This window comes from Frigoribacterium sp. CFBP 8766, from assembly GCF_014841435.1.
Classification (GTDB): domain Bacteria; phylum Actinomycetota; class Actinomycetes; order Actinomycetales; family Microbacteriaceae; genus Frigoribacterium.
In genome coordinates this window covers 772758-788848 of the sequence record NZ_JACYTX010000001.1, presented here as the reverse complement: position 1 = coordinate 788848, position 16091 = coordinate 772758, and the positions used below count along the sequence as shown (strand labels likewise).

The following is a 16091-nucleotide window of genomic DNA, read 5'->3' as shown; positions in this document are numbered from 1 at the left end:
CTCGGCGCGGTCAGGGTCGGTTGAGGGTGTCGGCGCGGATCCGTGAGCGATGGACAGCGAGGACGGCCGAGATGACGACGACGTCGATGACCACCACGGCCGCGCCCGCGCCCGCGACGACGGCGCCCGCGCCCTCGACGAGGCCGAGCGCCTGCACGGCAGCGACGACCGCCGCCACGACGGAGCCCGTCAGCACTGCGGGCAGGAGGACCGTTCGGAACGGTCCTGCGCCGGCGGTCAGCAGGACCACGTCCCGGCGACGCCCGCGCTCGGCGAGTGCGGCGCCCGTCATCACGGCGGAGAGCACGACGACGACGAGGGCCAGTGCGGCGACGGCCAGGACGTCACGGAGCTCGCGCGACTGCTCGGCGATGCGGACCGCTGCGACGTCGGCCGCGCGGTCGATGGACCCGATCTGCTCGTCGAGTCCAGCGGCGTCGAGCTGGCGCTGCACCGACGCGGGGTCGGAGAACAGGACGCCGCCTGACGTCATGTTGCTCGCGAGCCAACCGTCGGACACGACGTCGACGGCCGTCGGGAGCACCGCCACGACTGCGTCCCGCTGGTGGCTGGACTCCTCGCCCCAAGCCGTCCCGTAGGTGAAGACCGATTGACCGTCGGCGATGACCAGCACGTTCACGGGCGGGTCGACGTCAGGACGGGGCGAGCCACCGTGGTCCGACAGCTCCCACTCGAGCCAGTCTGCCCACTGGGCCCGCCACGGCCCCCCGTCCTCCGAGACGGAACGGGGCACGAGCAGCGTCAGAGCGCCGGGATCCAGCTGCGGGGGCCGGATGGGACGCCCTGCCTGGTCGAGCACGGTCTGGTCGTCGAGGAAGTCCGCAGAGACCGTGAGCGAGTTGCCCTCGTAGGGCCCGTGGCCCGCGTGGACGTAGCTCGGGCTGACGGCGACGAGCAGCTCGCCGGCTGCTGCCTCGTGCCTCGCGACGGCCGCGAAGGACTGCTCGGAGCGGCTCAGCTCGTCGTTGGTCGAGAAGAACGCGAGCCGGTGCCACTCCAGGGCGTGAGACCACGACTCCCGGTCGAGACTGCCGGCTGCCGCACCGACCGCCGCGACCGATCCGGCGCCGAGAACGACGACCACGAGTCCCGACGCCAGCGCGTGGCCCGAGACCGACGCCACAGCCGACCGTCGCGAGGGACGCCGACCGAGGAGCGCACCCTCCACGTCTCGCATCCGCGTCGCCGCGGCCACCAGAGCGCCGATCGAGGCGAGGCCGACGCACAGGCCAGCTTCGGCGATCACGACGGTGCCGGCGAAGCGCGGCCACTGTGCCATGCCGTTGTACGCCGCGAGCACGGGCACCGAGGCGAGCAGCACGATGGCCGTGCCGACGACGACGAGGCGCACGTCGTCCCTGAGCACCCGGACCGCGTCCGCCGCCCCGCTCATCCCCTGGGTGAGGACGAGGGCCGCGGCGCGTCGACGCGTCGAGGAACGGTGGACGACCGCTGCCCCGAGGCACGCGACCGCCCCAGCGGCCAGGGGTACGAAGGGCACGGCGTAGAGGGCCCAGATCACCAGGCTGGTCGCCCCGATCGACTTGGTCGAGACGTCCATGCCCCGTGCTGCCAGATCGTCGGCGACCGGGCGAAGGGCCACCTCGTCGGCACGGCTCACGTAGGTGCCCTGGACGTTCGTGCTCGAGAGCTCTGCGATGTCGACCCAGCGAGTCCGGATGCGCCGTCCGAAGTCGGGATGGGGGCTGAGGCGACTCCCCTCCCGCCCGACGACGGCGGCGTCGAGGGCGAAGAGCTCCCTGGTGGTCGTTCCCGAGGCGGACGCTGTGCTCTCCAGCATCTTGACGATCTCGACGCCGTGCTCGGACGTCGACTGCTCCAGGACACCCAGGACATCGTCACGATCGACGTCGCCGACGTCCCAGATGGTCAGGGTCGTCCTGGTGCCGACCGGCACGACCTCGTCGCTCGTGCGCACGAAGAGGAAAGACAGGACGGCGACGATGACGACTGCCGCTGAGACGCCGATCTTCACCACCATGCGGGAGCCCGATCGACCGGCGGCCCAGAGCCACGAGCCCCCTCGATCGACGACGACGTCATCGGATGCGCCAGTAGGCCGTGTTGCCGGCGATCGTCTTGTTGATCCTCGAGTGGGACCAGAGTCCGCCTCGGACGTCGCTGCTCGAGTTCTTCTGGCCGTTGCCGTTGATGACACTCGACCGGTGCGAGCGGTGCTTGTGCCAGTAGTTGGAGTACAGACCGTTGTCGACCCCGTACGTCCACTGGCCGCCTTCCTTGATCTCGGTCGTGAGCAGTCCCAGCCGATCAGCCGGGACGAGCGCGCTCCCGCTGACGGCATGCTCGACGCCAGCAGGAGTCGGCTCCGCTGCAGATGCGCTCGTCGGCACGAGCAGTGCTCCGGCGAGCGTCAGCGCGGCAGCCGCGGACGCGGCAGTCGTCATGGTCTTCTTCATCCATGTGCTCCTTTGCACGATCCGTCGAGCGATGTCGCTCGAACGATCATGACACTAAGAATTACAATGAGAAATGTCAATAGTGGCTTTCTCAGAGCGCACGAACGAGCATGGTCCGGAACGACGATCGGGGGAGGTCGTCCGGGCGACCGGCGAACCTACTTCCTGCGCCGCGGGAACAGCCGCGAGATCGAGTCGCGCACCGACTCCTCGATCGTGTCGCTGAACGAGTTCGAGAACGACAGCGAGTCGCCCGCCGCGGACGACGCGGTCATCGACGCGATCACGCTCTGGCCGTGGTGCGCGCGGGCCTCGCGCGCGGTCGGGAAGGCGAGGCCCTGGGCGGCGGCGAGGCGCTCCAGGAGGCCGACCCGCTCCTCCTCGGTGCGCCCGGTCGCGGCGGCGAGCTCGCGTGCCGCGTCGTCGTCGACCCCGTCGGCGACCCACTGGGCGGCCCGGCTCGGCAGCTCGCCGGCCGCGAGCATGCCGATGACGCGCTTGGCCTCGTCGTCGCGGATCTCGGCGCGGGCGACGGCGACGTCGCGGGGCGTGGTCTCGGGAGTCGGGGTCTGGTCAGGCACGCTCCACCTTAATCACACGACGGCGGGGGCCACCTCCCCCAGAGCGGGCCGTCAGCTGTAGAGCCGGACCGGCGCCGCGTCCTGCGCGGTCGGTGACGGGAGCGCGTCGAGCTCGTCGCCCACGCCGCTGACCGCACGCTCGATCCGCCGCTTCTCGTCGACGCTCGACCGGATCAGGGGCAGGCCCCGGGCGATGGCGGCCCGGATGCGCTCCTGCAGCAGCGGCGCCGTCACGCGGCGATCGGTGAAGTCGCTGGCGTGAGCGTAGACGCCGAGGGGCAGCGTCAGCGCCTGGAAGAAGCCGAAGAGCGGCCGCAGCGAGTGCTCGAGGATCAGCGCGTGCCGCTCGCTGCCGCCCGTCGCCGCGAGCAGCACCGGCACGTCGACCAGCGCGTACTGCTCGACGAAGTCGAAGAAGTGCTTGAAGAGCCCCGTGAAGGAGGCGCGGTAGACCGGCGAGGCCGCGATCAGCAGGTCGGCGCCCTCGACGGCACGGAGCTCGCGCTCGACCCGTTCGTCGAGCTGGTCCCGGGTCAGCGCGCCGGCGAAGAGCGGCCCGAGCTCGCTCACGCGGATCACGTGCCGCTCGATCGGCAGCACGAGGGCGAGCTCGTCGAGGACGGCGTCGACGAGCGCGTCCGTCTTCGAGGGCGAGCTCAGCGTGCCCGACACGGCGACGACACGGAGCGGCTGCGGAGGTGTCTGCGTCATGCAGCCATGGTGCTCCGGAGACGGCGCGTAACGGAGCCGTGTGACGCCGTGAGTCATGCGACAGTGGTCGCGTGAACCCGACCACGCACGCGCACGGCTTCGACCCGGCCAACCCCCTCACCCCCTTCGCCTCCTCGTTCGGCCAGGCGGCCGACGTCTACGAACGGGGCCGCCCCTCCTACCCCGCCGAGGCGGTCGAGTGGCTGCTGCCGCTCGGCGCGCGGCACGTCGTCGACCTGGGCGCGGGCACCGGCAAGCTGACCCGCGTGCTGTTGCCCCGCGTCGAGCAGGTCACCGCGGTCGAGCCGAGCGACGGCATGCGGGCGACGCTCGAGCTGGCCGTGCCCGAGGCCCGGTCGCTCGCCGGGTCGGCCGAGTCGATGCCGCTCGACGACGCGTCGGTCGACGCCGTCTTCGTGGCACAGGCCTGGCACTGGGTCGACCCGCGGGCCGCCGTGCCCGAGGTCGCGCGAGTGCTGCGCCCCGGCGGCACGCTCGCCCTGCTCTGGAACATCCGCGACGAGACCGTGCCCTGGCTCGCCGAGCTCTCGACGGTGATGCACTCCCCTGCCGAGCGCGACATGTCGTCCGACGCGCCCACGGTCGGCGAGCCCTTCGCCCCGATCGAGCGCCGCGACTTCCCGTGGGTGCACGAGCTCGGCCGCGACGAGCTGCTCGCCATGATCGCGTCGCGGAGCTACGTCATCACCCTCTCGGAGGACGACCGCGCCCAGGTGCTCCGCGACGTCGGCCAGCTGCTCGACACGCACCCCGACACCCGTCGCGCGGACGTGATCCGCCTGCCGTACGTGACCCGGGCGAGCCGGGCGGTGCTGCCGGGCTGACCCACCGGCCGTACGGTGGGGGCATGCAGCAGGAGGCGCGACTCGTCACCGTCGACCGGGTCTGGTCGGGCAGGTGGCACGGCCCGAGCGTCGTGCGCGTGTCGCCGACCGCGATCCACCTCGTCGGGGCGGTCGACCCCGGCCACGGCGACGACGCCGACCTGCCCCACCTGCCCGGCACGCTGTTCTCGCCCTTCACCGACTCGCACGTGCACCTCGGCCTGGTCGAGCCCGAGCAGCTCGTGCGGGGCGGCATCGGCCGCGTGCTCGACCTGGGCTGGAGCCCCGACGTCGCCGCCCTCTGGCCCGAGCGGGGCCGGGTCGACGTCGGCTGGCCCGAGGTGCAGGTCGCGGGCGGCCTGCTCTGCCCTCCCGGCGGCTACCCGTCGCGCGCGGGCTGGGCGCCCGACGACGCGTCCGTCGTCGTCGCCGACGCCGCCGACGCCGAGCGGGCCGTCGTGCGGATGCGCGACCTCGGCGCCTCCGTCGTCAAGCTGACCCTCAACAGCGACGTCGGGCCCGTCCTCGACGACGACGTGCTGCGGGCGATCGCGGTCGCGGCCGACCGGGTCGGGCTGCTGACCGTGGCGCACGTGCAGGGCCCCGGGCAGGTGCGCCGCGCCCTCGACGCCGGACTGCTCCGGTTCGCGCACGCCCCGTTCAGCGAGCTGCTGCCCGACGACCTGCTCGACCGCGCGGCCGACGGCACGTGGATCAGCACGCTCGACATCCACCGCGGCGACGAGGCGCAGGAGGTGGCGATCGCGAACCTGCGCGGGTTCCGCGAGCGGGGCGGCCACGTCCTCTACGGCACCGACCTCGGCAACGGCGACCTGCCCGCCGGGGTGAACGAGCGCGAGCTGCGGGCGCTGCAGCGCGTCGGCCTCGGCCGCGAGGCGCTGCTCGCCGCCCTCGGCAGCGACGACTCGCTCGACGCCGGGCAGGACGGCGCACACTGGACACCGCGCGCGTCGTGGGTGCCGCAGCCGCCGCCCGCCGACGAACGCGACGATCCCGCGTGGCTGGCCCGCGCCTCCGTCCTCACCGCCTCGACCCTGCAGGAGCTGCTCCCGTGACCACCGCCTCCGACTCGACCGCCGCCGCCGCCCCGGCGTCCCCTGCCTCGACGACCTCGACCACCTCGTTCGTGCCGGCCGCCCCGCCCGTCGACCCTGCCGAGCTCGACGACCCGCTGGCCAGTGCGCACCGCGACGCGGCCGACCCGCTCGCGCACCACACGGCCCTGTTCCTGCCCGCGGGCGACGTCGTCTCGTACCTCGACGGCAACTCCCTCGGCCGGCCGATGGCGGCGACGCCGGCCCGGCTCGACGCGTTCGTGCGCGGCGACTGGGGCACGCGCCTGATCCGCTCGTGGGACGAGCGCTGGATGCAGCTCCCCACCGAGCTCGGCGACCGGATCGGCGCCGCCGCCCTCGGAGCGGCCCCGGGGCAGACCGTCGTGGCCGACTCGACGACGGTGCTGCTCTACAAGGCGATCCGCGCCTCCTTGGCGGCTCGTCCCGGTCGGCACGAGATCGTCATCGACGACGACCAGTTCCCGACCGACCGCTTCGTCGTCGAGGGCATCGCTCGCGAGCGCGGCGCGACCGTCCGCTGGCTCGCGGTCGACGAGACCCGGGGGGTGACGCCCGAGCAGGTCCGCGAGGTGGTCGGGCCCGACACCGCCGTCGTCCTCGTCAACCACGTGTCGTACCGGTCGGGGTTCCTCGCCGACCTGCCCGCGATCACCGAGATCGTGCACGAGGCCGGGGCGCTGCTCGTCGCGGACCTCTGCCACTCCGTGGGCGTCGTGCCGACCGAGCTCGACGCGTGGGGAGTCGACATCGCCGTCGGCTGCACGTACAAGTACCTGAACGGCGGGCCGGGCGCGCCGGCGTTCCTCTACGCCCGCGCCGACCTGCTGCCCGAGCTCGAGCAGCCCGTGCAGGGCTGGATGGGCGCCGCCGACGTGTTCGCCATGGCCGAGGGCTACGTGCCCGACGCGGGCATCCGCAAGTTCGTCAGCGGCACCCCGCCCGTCGTCGGCATGCTCGCGATGCAGGACATGCTCGACGCGATCGAGGAGGCCGGCCTCCCTGCGATCCGCGAGAAGTCGCTCGCGCTCACCGACTACGCGTTCGACCTCGTCGACGCCTGGCTCGCGCCCCTCGGCGTCACGACGGCGACGCCGCGCGAGCACGAGCGCCGGGGCAGCCACGTGACGGTGCGGCACCCGCGGTTCCGCGAGGTCGTCGCGACGCTCTGGCAGGAGGGGGTGGTGCCGGACTTCCGCGGCCCCGACGCCCTGCGCATCGGCCTCTCCCCGCTCAGCACCGCCTTCGACGAGGTGCGCGTCGGGGTGGCCGCGATCCGCGAGGCCCTGCAGCAGGGCTGACCTGGGCCGACCTCAGCCGACGGCGGGCGCGGGCCCGGCGCTCTCGCGCACCACGAGCCGCGTCGGCACGATGCGGTCGCCCGACGGCTGCCGCCCCTCGAGCAGCTCGAGGAGGACGCGCATCGAGCGGGCGCCGATCTCGCCGAAGTCCTGGTGCACGGTCGTCAGCGGCGGCCAGAACGAGCCCGACTCGTCCGTGTCGTCGAAGCCCACCACGCTGATCTCGCCCGGGATCGACCGTCCCCGCTCGTGCAGGGCGTGCATGACGCCGAGGGCCATCTGGTCGTTCGCGGCGACGACCGCCGTCACGTCGTCGCGGCTCGCGATCGCGTGCCCCAGGCGGTGGCCGGAGGCGGTCGTCCAGTCCCCCTTGAGCGGCGCCTCCGGCTCGAGGCCCGCATCGCGCATCGTCGCGTGCCACGACGCCGAGCGCCGGGTCGCCGAGTACGACGTGTCGGGGCCGGCGACGTGGACGATGCGCGTGTGCCCGAGGTCGATCAGGTGCTGGGTCGCGAGGCGGGTGCCCTGCTCCTGGTCGGTGTCGACCACGACGAAGGGGTCGCCCGCGTCGGAGTCGATGATGACGACGGGCAGCCCGCTCGGGATGATCACGTCGGCCCGGTCGAGCATGTGCGCCTCGATGATGATGACGACGCCGTCGACCGCCTCCTCCTGCAGGCGGCTGAAGGCTCCGGCCACCTCGCCCTCGGTGGGCTGGGCGACGGGCATCAGCGTGATCGTGTACCCGGCGCCGGAGGCGGCGGTCACGATCGCGTCGAGGGTGCGCATGTTCCCCAGGGTCGACAGCGTGAACATGATCACGCCGACGCTGCGGAAACGACCCGTCTTCAGCGCCCTGGCCGCGCTGTTCGGCCGGTAGTCGAGCGCGGCCATCGCGTCGAGCACCTTCTGGCGGGTGCCGTCCTCGACGTTCTGCGCGCCGTTCGAGACGCGCGAGACGGTCTGCGACGAGACGCCGGCGCGTGCGGCCACGTCGGCCATCGACACCGTACGGGTGCGCGGGGCGCGTCGAGATGCCGACTTGATTTCGGACGGCGGAGGTGTCATGGTTGCGAGCATCCCAGATGTTTACGTAAACACCCTCCCTCCCGGGCAGCGTGTTCACGGCTCCTCACCCCGATGAAGTGGATGGACATGACGACGACGTCGACACCCGCGACCCGCTCGGAGGCGTCCTCACCGGCGCCCCGAAGCAGCTCGCAGATCCGTCGCGACAAGCGACGCTGGACCGGCTGGGGCTTCGTGCTCCCGTTCCTCGTCGTCTTCGCGCTCGTGCTCGTGGCCCCCGTGGTCTATGCGATCTACCTGAGCCTGTTCCAGGAGCAGATGATCGGCGGCAACTCGTTCGTCGGCGCCGACAACTACGTCCGCGCGCTCACCGACCCGAACTTCTGGGACGCGCTCGGCCGCGTCGCGCTGTTCCTCGTCGTGCAGGTGCCGATCATGCTGGTCGTCGCCCTGGCCGCCGCCCTCGCCCTCGACTCGGCCCGGCTGCACTTCACGGCGTTCTTCCGCATCTCGATCTTCCTGCCCTACGCCGTGCCCGCGGTCGTCGCGGCCCTGATGTGGGGCTTCATCTACGGCAACCGCTTCGGCCTCGTCGGCAACCTCGAGGACGCCACCGGCTGGGACCTCCCCGACCTGCTCTCGCAGAGCTGGGTGCTCGCGTCGATCGGCAACATCGTCACGTGGGAGTTCGTCGGCTACAACATGCTGTTGTTCTACGCCGCCCTGCGCGTGATCTCGCCCGACCTGTACGAGGCCGCCGAGCTCGACGGCGCCGGCCCGTTCCGCATCGTTCGCAACATCAAGCTGCCCGCCATCCGCGGCGCGATCGTCATCGGCATCATCTTCTCGATCATCGGCAGCTTCCAGCTCTTCAACGAGCCCAACATCCTGCAGACGCTGGCGCCCAACGCGATCAGCACCTTCTTCACCCCGAACATGTACGCCTACAACCTGTCGTTCGCGGGCCAGCAGTTCAACTACTCCGCCGCCATCGCGATCATCATGGGCGTCCTGACGATGGTCGTCGCCTACGTGGTCCAGCTCGTCGGCACCCGGAAGGACCACTGATGTCGACCCTCACCGGGACCCCGATCGCCGCGCCCGACGCCGGCACGCCCACCGTCACCCCGAGCCGTGGGGCGTCCGCGCGCAAGCGTCGCGCCGGCGCCCCTCGCGACAAGCGCAGCGTGCTGCTCACCGTCGTGATGGCCCTGCTGCTCGTCTACTCGGTGCTGCCGCTCTTCTGGCTGCTCGTCAACTCGACCAAGACGCAGGAGGCCCTGTTCAGCTCGTTCGGCCTCTGGTTCAGCGGCGACTTCGCCCTGGTCGACAACATCAAGGGCGTCTTCACCTACGGCGACGGCGAGTTCGTGCGCTGGCTCGGCAACACCCTGCTCTACGTGGTCGTGGGCGCGGGAGGCGCGACCCTGCTGGCCACGCTGGCCGGCTACGGCCTGGCCAAGTTCGACTTCCCGGGCAAGAAGGCCGTGTTCGCGGTCGTGCTGGGCGCGGTCGCCATCCCGGGCACCGCCCTCGCCGTCCCGACGTTCCTGATGTTCAGCCAGATGGGCCTGACCAACACCCCGTGGGCGATCATCCTGCCCTCGCTGATCAGCCCCTTCGGCCTCTACCTGATCTGGACCTACGCCGTCGACTCCGTGCCGACCGAGATCCTCGAGGCCGCGCGCATGGACGGCTCGAGCGAGGTCCGCACGTTCTTCACCATCAGCCTCCGCCTCCTCAGCCCCGGCCTCATCACCGTGCTGCTCTTCTCGATCGTCGCGACCTGGAACAACTACTTCCTGCCGCTGATCATGCTGAGCGACTCGCGCTGGTACCCCCTGACGGTCGGCCTGAACCAGTGGAACGCGCAGTCGACGACCGTCGGCGGCGACCCGATCTACAACCTCGTCATCACGGGCTCGTTCCTCGCGATCATCCCGATCGTCGTGGCGTTCCTCTTCCTCCAGCGCTACTGGCAGTCCGGCCTCTCGGCCGGCGGCGTCAAGGCCTGACGCGCGTCGGCACCGCCGACCCGCCCCTCCTCGTCCCTCCCGCACCACAGCCCCTCCCGTTCCACAGTCACTCCCCCGTCCCACCTCCACGATGAAGTGAAAGGCACCACCCATGTCCCGTAACCTCCCCCGCACCGCGAAGCGCGTCGTCGCTCTCGGTCTCGGCATCGCCCTGGCCGGCTCGCTGGCCGCCTGCTCCTCCGGCTCCGGAGGCGGCGCCAGCGCCGACACCGCGACCAGCGACGAGCTCGCCGCGGCCCTGAAGGAGAAGTCCTCGATCACGGTGTGGGCCTGGGCCCCCGCCGTCGAGCCCATCGCAGAGGCCTTCGAGAAGGCGCACCCCGACATCACCGTCGACGTGCAGAACGTCGGCACCGGCGCCGACCAGTACACGAAGCTGCAGAACGCGATCAAGGCCGGCAAGGGCGCCCCCGACGTCGCCCAGGTCGAGTACTTCGCCATCCCCCAGTTCTCGCTCGGCGACTCGCTCGCCGACCTGAGCGGCTACGGCTACGGCGACCTCGAGGAGGACTTCACCGCCTCGACGTGGAACTCCGTCACCGACGGCGACGCCGTCTGGGCCCTGCCTCAGGACTCCGGCCCCATGGCGATGTTCTACCGCCAGGACGTCTTCGACAAGTACGGCATCGCCGTGCCGACGACGTGGGACGAGTACCTCGCCGCGGCCGAGACGATGCACTCCGCCGACCCGAACCAGTTCATCGCCGGCGACACCGGCGACGCGGGCTTCACGACCAGCATGATCTGGCAGGCCGGCGGGCACCCCTACTCGGTCGGCGGCGACACCGTCTCGATCGACCTGCAGGACGAGGGCGCCAAGCGCTGGACCTCGACCTGGAACACCCTCGTCGAGAACGGCTCGCTCGCCCAGACCCCGGGCTGGACCGACGAGTGGTTCCGTGCCCTCGGCGACGGCTCGATCGCCACGATGCTCACCGGCGCCTGGATGCCCGGCAACCTCGAGGCCCAGGCCGCCGACGGCTCCGGCCAGTGGCGCGTCGCCCCGATGCCCCAGTACGAGGAGGGCGACACCGCGACCGCCGAGAACGGCGGCTCGTCGATCGCCGTGATGGAGCAGTCGCAGAACAAGCTCGTCGCCGCCGAGTTCGCCAAGTTCGCCACCGCCGAGGAGGAGGGGCGCCAGATCTCGTTCGACGCCGGCGGCTTCCCGTCCACCACGGCCGACCTCACCGACCCCGAGTTCCTCGCCGAGGCCCCCGAGTACTTCGGCGGCCAGAAGATCAACGAGGTGCTCGGCCAGGCCGCACAGGACGTGCTGCCCGACTGGCAGTACCTGCCCTTCCAGGTCTACGCGAACAGCATCTTCAGCGACAGCGCGTCGTCGGCCTACACCAACGGCACCTCGCTCGACCCGGTGCTCGAGGAGTGGGCGAAGGCCACCGCCACGTACGGTGAGCAGCAGGGCTTCACCGTCGAGACCGAGTAGGGCTTCGCAGCACACGCACGACCAGCACCACCAGCAGCACCGCAGCACCGCCTGACCACCGCAGCGGGGAGGCGCGACGCACGTCGCGCCTCCCCGTCGCCACGTCCCCTCGCCCCACCGGAGGAACACCATCAGCAGCAGCACCGCCCCCACGAGCACGCGCTTCGTGATCGGCCCCGACCACTTCGAGCTCGACGGCGCCCGGCACCGGGTCGTCGCCGGCGCCCTGCACTACTTCCGGGTGCACCCGGACCAGTGGGCCGACCGCATCCACAAGGCCAGGCTGATGGGCCTCAACACCATCGAGACGTACGTCGCCTGGAACGCGCACTCCCCGCGCCGCGGCGACTTCGACACGAGCGCGGGCCTCGACCTCGGCCGGTTCCTCGACCTCGTCGCCGCCGAGGGCATGCACGCGATCGTGCGCCCCGGCCCCTACATCTGCGCCGAGTGGGACGGCGGCGGCCTGCCGGGCTGGCTCTTCGACGACCCTGCCGTCGGCGTCCGCCGCGACGAGCCGCTCTACCTCGCCGCCGTCGACGAGTTCCTCGAGCGCGTCTACGAGATCGTCGTGCCCCGGCAGATCGACCACGGCGGGCCCGTCGTGCTCGTCCAGATCGAGAACGAGTACGGCGCGTACGGCGACGACTCCGGGTACCTGAGGCACCTCGTCGACCTGACCCGCGCCTCCGGCGTGGTCGTGCCCCTGACGACGGTCGACCAGCCCACCGACGAGATGCTCTCGGCGGGCAGCCTGCCCGAGCTGCACAAGACCGGGAGCTTCGGGTCACGCACGGAGGAGCGGCTCGCCACCCTGCGCCGGCACCAGCCGACGGGGCCCCTGATGTGCTCCGAGTTCTGGGACGGCTGGTTCGACCACTGGGGCGAGCACCACCACACGACGCCGGTCGAGGAGGCGGCACGCGAGCTGGACGCGCTGCTGGCGGCGGGTGCGTCGGTCAACGTCTACATGTTCCACGGCGGCACGAACTTCGGATTCACGAACGGCGCCAACCACAAGGGCACGTACCAGTCGCACGTGACGTCGTACGACTACGACGCTCCCCTCGACGAGGCCGGCTGGCCGACCGACAAGTTCTTCGCGTTCCGCGAGGTGATCGCCCGGCACCTGCCCGTGCCTGACGAGGTGCCGGCGCGGCGATCGCCGTCGCCCGTGCTGTCGACGACGTTCGACCGCAGCGTGCGCCTCGGCGACGTCGTCGGCGACCTCGGTGCGGACGGCGCCGGCGGAGACCTCGGTGTCGGCGTCGGCGCCTCGGGCTGGATCGGGACCGAGGACGTGCCCACGATGGACTCGCTCGGCAGCTACCGCGGCTTCGCCCTGCACCGCGTCGACCTGCCGGCCGGCGACGAGCCCCGGGTGCTCTCGTTCGCGGGCGTGCGCGACCGCGCCGTCGTCTGCGTCGACGGTCGCCGGGTGGGCGTCCTCCAGCGCGACCAGCACGAGCGCGCGATCACGGTGCCGCCGGGCCGCGTGCTGGAGGTGCTGGTCGAGGACCAGGGACGCGTCAACTACGGCGTCCGCATCGGCGAGGCGAAGGGCCTCGTCGGGTCGGCGCTGCTCGACGGCGCCGAGCTGACGGGCTGGCGCAGCACGCCGCTCGACCTGGGGGCGGTCGTCGCGGCCCTGTCCGGCGACGCGACCCTGTCGGGCGACGCGAAGCTGTCCGGCGACGCGACCGAGGCGGGCGGCGCGGCCGGCGCCTCCTCGGCGTCGGTGTCGGACTCCGTCGTGACGACGCTCGACGGCCCGGTGTTCGCCCACGCGACGGTGACGCTCGACGAGCCCGCCGACCTGTTCCTCGACACGAGGTCGTGGGGCAAGGGCGTCGCGTTCGTCAACGGCTTCGCGCTCGGGCGGTACTGGACGCGCGGACCGCAGCACACCCTCTACGTCCCGGGTGAACAGCTGCGGGCAGGCGACAACGACCTCGTCGTGTTCGAGACGGGCGCCGCGGCGGCCCCGGTCGTGTCGTTCGTGGCCGACCCCGACCTCGGGCACACCGAGCAGTAGCCCCGCGCGCGGTCGCCCCCCGGTCCCGATCCGAGTTGCCCCGAACTGCTGCTTCCCGCCCCGCCAGGCAGCAGTTCGGGGCAACTCGATGCCCGCTTCAGCGGCGGCGGGCGGTGCCCGGCCGGCGGAACTGGCCCGTGGCGGCGAGCACCGCGACGAGCAGCACGGGGACGATCCAGCCCGACCAGCCGAGGATCGTGCCCTGTACGAGGTCGATCCGCTCGCCCGCCGCGGCGAAGAGCAGGTACGACCCGGCGGCGGCGTTGAAGGCGCCGTGCGCCAGGGCAGCCGGCCAGACGCTGGCCGACCGCAGCCGCAGCCAGGCGAAGACGGCCCCGACCACCACGCACGTCCCGGTCATCATCAGCACGCCGAGCCAGCCCGGCGTCTCGCCGCCGTAGTTGTAGCCGAGCAGGATCAGCGGCGTGTGCCAGAGCCCCCAGACGGCCCCGCTGATCAGCACGGCAGGCGCGGTGCCGAGGGGCAGGAGGCGCGGCAGGAGGAAGCCCCGCCAGCCGAGCTCCTCGCCCAGCGCGGGAACGGTGTTGACGAACGCGCCGATGGGGATCGACACGAGCTGCAGGGCGACGAGCAGGCCGATCGGCGGCAGCGGTCCCGGATCGCCGAGGCCCGCGGTCGCCTGGGCCACCTGCTGCTCGGTCAGCTCTCGGAACGCCGAGAACCCGGTGACGTCGGCCGGGTAGGAGCCTAGCGCGGCGCCGATCGGCAGGGCCACGAGCACGAGCGCGACGGGCACGGCCAGGCCGAGGCCCAGGTACCCGAGCAGCCGTCCCACCGGACGCAGCGGCCAGAGCCCGAGAGCCCGCGGGATCGAGACCGGACGGTCGACGAACCGGCTGACGAGCAGGGCTCCGATCGCGGGCGTCGCCATCATCGCGATGGCGCAGACGCCGAGCAGCGGGCTGGCGAGGCCGTCGCCGAGCCAGAGCGGCAGGCAGACGAGCCAGGCGAGGCCGAACGAGATCAGCACGAACGCCGCGACCGGCCACCACGAGACCCGCAGCCCCACGACGATCGAGCCGGTGGAGGCGTCGGCCGAGTCGGCAGACAGGTACCGGTCACCAGCCACGTGCGCCGCGACCGGCTGCCACTCGGCGGTCGTCGACTCGTCGAGGTCGCAGGCGTCGGCATCCACGTCGTCGACCCGCTCGCCGCCGGGCGCCGTCCATCCGTGCGCGGGCGGCCGGGAGGAGGGGTTCGTCGTCATCGGTGCTCCGTCGATCAGCTCGAGCCTCGTGGCAGGGTCTGCTCCATGGTCGCGTGCGCGCCGGCGCCGCACCTCCCCCGACCAGCCGACCCGCGCCTCCTCCGCTCGGCCCGACCTGCTCGACCGTCGAGCGCGCACATCTCAGGAACAGCTCGTCTCGCGTTCCTGACCCGTGCACGACGAAGGAACCCGCGTCCTGATCCGTGGAGGATCAGGACGCGGGTTCCTGAGTGGTGCAGCGGAGCCGGACGGGCTAGAAGTCCCAGTCCTCGTCCTCGGTGTTGACGGCCTTGCCGATGACGTACGACGAGCCCGACCCCGAGAAGAAGTCGTGGTTCTCGTCGGCGTTCGGCGAGAGGGCCGACAGGATCGCCGGGTTCACGTCGGTCGTCTCCTTGGGGAACATCGGCTCGTAGCCGAGGTTCATCAGCGCCTTGTTGGCGTTGTAGTGCAGGAACTTCTTGACGTCCTCGGTCAGGCCGACGGTGTCGTAGAGGTCCTGCGTGTACTGGATCTCGTTCTCGTAGAGCTCGAAGAGCAGGTTGAACGTGTAGTCCTTGATCTCCTGCTTGCGCTCGTCCGAGGCGCCCTCGAGGCCCTTCTGGAACTTGTAGCCGATGTAGTACCCGTGCACGGCCTCGTCGCGGATGATGAGGCGGATCAGGTCGGCCGTGTTGGTGAGCTTGGCGCGCGACGACCAGTACATCGGCAGGTAGAAGCCGCTGTAGAACAGGAACGACTCGAGCAGGGTCGAGGCGACCTTGCGCTTCAGGGGGTCGTCGCCCGTGTAGTAGTCGAGGACGATCTGGGCCTTCTTCTGCAGGTTCGGATTCTCGACCGACCAGCGGAAGGCGTCGTCGATCTCGGGCGTCGACGCGAGGGTCGAGAAGATCGACGAGTAGCTCTTGGCGTGCACCGACTCCATGAAGGCGATGTTCGTGTAGACGGCCTCCTCGTGCGGCGTGATCGCGTCGGGGATCAGGCTGATCGCGCCGACGGTGCCCTGGATCGTGTCGAGCAGCGTCAGGCCCGTGAACACGCGCATGGTGAGCTGCTGTTCCTCGGGCGTGAGGGTGTTCCACGACTGCACGTCGTTCGACAGCGGGATCTTCTCGGGCAGCCAGAAGTTGTTGACGAGGCGGTTCCAGACCTCGACGTCCTTGTCGTCCTGGATGCGGTTCCAGTTGATCGCGCTGACCGACTTGATCAGCGGGATCGACTTGCCGGTGGCGTGCACCGGGTCGCCGGCGACGCTGTTGATCTTGTCGGTGATGGTCATGTCGTCTCTTCCGTCGGGATGATGCCGTGGATCTCAGTCAAGGAGG

Annotated in this window: 14 protein-coding genes; 7 read left to right on the top strand and 7 right to left on the bottom strand. The window is 71.4% G+C overall.

Annotated elements, in window-relative coordinates:
- Positions 1-10: 10 nt before the first annotated feature.
- The 4 genes from IFT90_RS03785 to msuE form a co-directional block, all read right to left on the bottom strand.
- Positions 11-2023, bottom strand: a complete 2013-nt coding sequence (locus tag IFT90_RS03785; RefSeq protein WP_192041025.1) for a hypothetical protein — start codon at positions 2021-2023, stop codon at positions 11-13.
- Positions 2024-2081: 58 nt separating this feature from the next.
- Positions 2082-2459, bottom strand: a complete 378-nt coding sequence (locus tag IFT90_RS03780) for a lactococcin 972 family bacteriocin (protein ID WP_192041024.1) — start codon at positions 2457-2459, stop codon at positions 2082-2084.
- A gap of 158 nt (positions 2460-2617) precedes the next feature.
- Entirely contained in the window at positions 2618-3040 is a 423-nt protein-coding gene (locus IFT90_RS03775; RefSeq protein WP_192041023.1) for a hypothetical protein, read from the bottom strand.
- Between the two features lie 51 nt (positions 3041-3091).
- Positions 3092-3751, bottom strand: a complete 660-nt coding sequence (msuE, locus tag IFT90_RS03770) for an FMN reductase (protein WP_192041022.1) — start codon at positions 3749-3751, stop codon at positions 3092-3094.
- 71 nt (positions 3752-3822) lie between these two features.
- Here msuE and IFT90_RS03765 point away from each other — a divergent pair, with 71 nt between their 5' ends.
- The 3 genes from IFT90_RS03765 to IFT90_RS03755 all read left to right on the top strand — a co-directional run bounded on the left by IFT90_RS03765 (position 3823) and on the right by IFT90_RS03755 (position 6991).
- Positions 3823-4596: a methyltransferase domain-containing protein gene (locus IFT90_RS03765; RefSeq protein ID WP_192041021.1), complete on the top strand. Its 774-nt coding sequence runs from the start codon at positions 3823-3825 to the stop codon at positions 4594-4596.
- A gap of 23 nt (positions 4597-4619) precedes the next feature.
- On the top strand, positions 4620-5672 hold the full coding sequence (locus IFT90_RS03760) for an amidohydrolase (protein ID WP_192041020.1): 1053 nt from the start codon (positions 4620-4622) through the stop codon (positions 5670-5672).
- A gap of 71 nt (positions 5673-5743) precedes the next feature.
- Positions 5744-6991 carry an aminotransferase class V-fold PLP-dependent enzyme gene (locus IFT90_RS03755; RefSeq protein ID WP_192041419.1) on the top strand — a complete coding sequence of 416 codons (1248 nt, stop codon included), beginning with the start codon at positions 5744-5746 and terminating at the stop codon, positions 6989-6991.
- A gap of 12 nt (positions 6992-7003) precedes the next feature.
- On the opposite strand, the gene IFT90_RS03750 is transcribed toward IFT90_RS03755, so the two are convergent.
- Positions 7004-8059 carry a LacI family DNA-binding transcriptional regulator gene (locus tag IFT90_RS03750; RefSeq protein ID WP_192041019.1) on the bottom strand — a complete coding sequence of 352 codons (1056 nt, stop codon included), beginning with the start codon at positions 8057-8059 and terminating at the stop codon, positions 7004-7006.
- Between the two features lie 87 nt (positions 8060-8146).
- On the opposite strand from IFT90_RS03750, the gene IFT90_RS03745 reads away from it, so the two are divergent.
- The 4 genes from IFT90_RS03745 (at position 8147) to IFT90_RS03730 (ending at position 13538) form a co-directional block, all read left to right on the top strand.
- The gene (locus tag IFT90_RS03745; RefSeq protein WP_192041018.1) at positions 8147-9088 is read left to right on the top strand and encodes a carbohydrate ABC transporter permease; all 942 of its coding nucleotides are present in this window, start codon (positions 8147-8149) and stop codon (positions 9086-9088) included.
- Positions 9088-10035, top strand: coding sequence for a carbohydrate ABC transporter permease (locus IFT90_RS03740; protein WP_192041017.1), 948 nt, complete (start codon positions 9088-9090; stop codon positions 10033-10035). Before IFT90_RS03745 ends, IFT90_RS03740 begins: the two co-directional genes overlap by 1 nt.
- Positions 10036-10147: 112 nt before the next feature.
- On the top strand, positions 10148-11503 hold the full coding sequence (locus IFT90_RS03735) for an ABC transporter substrate-binding protein (RefSeq protein ID WP_192041016.1): 1356 nt from the start codon (positions 10148-10150) through the stop codon (positions 11501-11503).
- Positions 11504-11669: 166 nt separating this feature from the next.
- Positions 11670-13538 carry a beta-galactosidase family protein gene (locus IFT90_RS03730; protein WP_371812077.1) on the top strand — a complete coding sequence of 623 codons (1869 nt, stop codon included), beginning with the start codon at positions 11670-11672 and terminating at the stop codon, positions 13536-13538.
- Between the two features lie 97 nt (positions 13539-13635).
- On the opposite strand, the gene IFT90_RS03725 is transcribed toward IFT90_RS03730, so the two are convergent.
- Positions 13636-14766: a CPBP family intramembrane glutamic endopeptidase gene (locus tag IFT90_RS03725; RefSeq protein ID WP_192041015.1), complete on the bottom strand. Its 1131-nt coding sequence runs from the start codon at positions 14764-14766 to the stop codon at positions 13636-13638.
- 253 nt (positions 14767-15019) lie between these two features.
- A complete protein-coding gene (gene nrdF / locus IFT90_RS03720; RefSeq protein WP_228506869.1) occupies positions 15020-16045 on the bottom strand; it encodes a class 1b ribonucleoside-diphosphate reductase subunit beta in 1026 nt (341 codons plus the stop codon).
- Positions 16046-16091 lie beyond the last annotated feature (46 nt).

Coding starts and splice junctions, on each gene's coding strand:
- msuE (WP_192041022.1), bottom strand. CDS start 3,751: ATGACGCAGACACCTCCGCAGCCGCTCCGTGTCGTCGCCGTGTCGGGC.
- IFT90_RS03725 (WP_192041015.1), bottom strand. CDS start 14,766: ATGACGACGAACCCCTCCTCCCGGCCGCCCGCGCACGGATGGACGGCG.
- IFT90_RS03735 (WP_192041016.1), top strand. CDS start 10,148: ATGTCCCGTAACCTCCCCCGCACCGCGAAGCGCGTCGTCGCTCTCGGT.
- nrdF (WP_228506869.1), bottom strand. CDS start 16,045: ATGACCATCACCGACAAGATCAACAGCGTCGCCGGCGACCCGGTGCAC.
- IFT90_RS03785 (WP_192041025.1), bottom strand. CDS start 2,023: ATGGTGGTGAAGATCGGCGTCTCAGCGGCAGTCGTCATCGTCGCCGTC.
- IFT90_RS03745 (WP_192041018.1), top strand. CDS start 8,147: ATGACGACGACGTCGACACCCGCGACCCGCTCGGAGGCGTCCTCACCG.
- IFT90_RS03760 (WP_192041020.1), top strand. CDS start 4,620: ATGCAGCAGGAGGCGCGACTCGTCACCGTCGACCGGGTCTGGTCGGGC.
- IFT90_RS03750 (WP_192041019.1), bottom strand. CDS start 8,059: ATGACACCTCCGCCGTCCGAAATCAAGTCGGCATCTCGACGCGCCCCG.
- IFT90_RS03740 (WP_192041017.1), top strand. CDS start 9,088: ATGTCGACCCTCACCGGGACCCCGATCGCCGCGCCCGACGCCGGCACG.
- IFT90_RS03780 (WP_192041024.1), bottom strand. CDS start 2,459: ATGAAGAAGACCATGACGACTGCCGCGTCCGCGGCTGCCGCGCTGACG.